1 protein-coding gene is annotated in these 1235 nt (G+C 70.0%); it reads right to left on the minus strand.

Annotated features, from left to right (window positions below; translation table 11 throughout):
* Positions 1-35: 35 nt before the first annotated feature.
* On the minus strand, positions 36-1148 hold the full coding sequence (locus HMPREF9463_RS10190) for an IS110 family RNA-guided transposase (protein WP_232219804.1): 1113 nt from the start codon (positions 1146-1148) through the stop codon (positions 36-38).
* Between the last annotated feature and the right edge of the window lie 87 nt (positions 1149-1235).

Consider the following 1235-nt stretch of genomic DNA (forward strand, 5'->3'; position numbering starts at 1 on the left):
CCGGGGTGACTGGCTTATGTGCGGGGGACCGCCCCCTACGCCTCCTCGGCCATGAGGCCGACCGCCCACACCCAGCAGGCGAGCTCGCGCGCCGTGGCCACGTTCGCCTTGTTGCCGTGGACCCCGCGCGCGAGCAGCGCCTCCCGCCTCTCGACCAGCCTCCGCACGCCCTTGGCGGCATGCCTGCGGGCGACCCGGTCCGGGGCCTGGCCCCTGGCGAGGCCCTTCGGCCGCCCCGAGCACGTCAGGTAGTGCCACGCGGCCTCGACCAGCGTCTTCCTCAGGTGCTTGTTGCCGGCCTTGGTGATCGCGCCCCTGCGGTCGCTCTCCCCGCTGGAGTGCTCGGAGGGCGTCAGGCCGACCCACGCCGCGAACGAGCGGGCGTTCCCGAACCTCGAGAACTCGCCGGCCTCGAACACGAGGTCGGCGGCGGACGCGGTGTCTACGCCCTTGAGGCAGCGGAGGGAGTCGACCCTCTTCCTCCACCTGGGCTTGCGGGCCTCGGCCTCGACGAGCCCCTCGAGCCTCGCCTTCTCCTCCGCCGCCCGCCTGACCGCGTCGACGTAGTAGGCGAGTACCTCCTCGTCGGCCCTCTCCGCGAACCTTATCGACTCGATCCAGGACCAGTGCGCCCGGGTCCAGTTGCCCTTCCTGCGGCCGGTGGGCGTCCTCTCGTCGAAGACGAGCCCGTGCCTGAGCAGGAACTTGGAGAGCCGCTGCTTCGAGCGCGAGAGGTCGTCCCTCGCGTCCTCGAGCGCCCTGGTCAGGTCGCGGGCGGCCTCGCACTCGTCGTCGGGGACCCACACCTCGACCACGTTGCCGACCGACAGCATGCGGGCGAGGAACTCGGCGTCGTTGCGGTCGTTCTTCCTGCGCCTGTCCGCGCTGGGCTTGATCATCTTCGAGACGGCGCCGACCACGCAGTCGACCCCCAGGCCGGAAAGCCTCTTCTGCAGGTCGAAGCCCGTGACCCCGGACTCGTACACGCACCTGGCCCTGGGGTCCACGGAACGGACCCACTCCGCGACGGCGCCGGCGTCGTAGCCGAAGGTCGCGGCACGTACCTCCCCGGTCATGACGTCGAGGGAGACGGCCTTTATCGAGCGGGCGTGGACGTCGAGGCCGATGAAGGTGGTAGTATCGAGCATGGGAGCCCCTTCCATGAATGCGGCGTGGCCGCCACGGTTGGATTAGACACTCACCATTGTCGGCCTAATCCGCGGTCTTTCATGCAG

Origin of the sequence: Collinsella sp. 4_8_47FAA (assembly GCF_000763055.1) — a bacterium.
Lineage (GTDB): Bacteria > Actinomycetota > Coriobacteriia > Coriobacteriales > Coriobacteriaceae > Collinsella.

Bases quoted from the DNA above. Each gene is read 5' to 3' on its own strand.
- HMPREF9463_RS10190 (WP_232219804.1), bottom strand. From the start codon at position 1,148: ATGCTCGATACTACCACCTTCATCGGCCTCGACGTCCACGCCCGCTCG.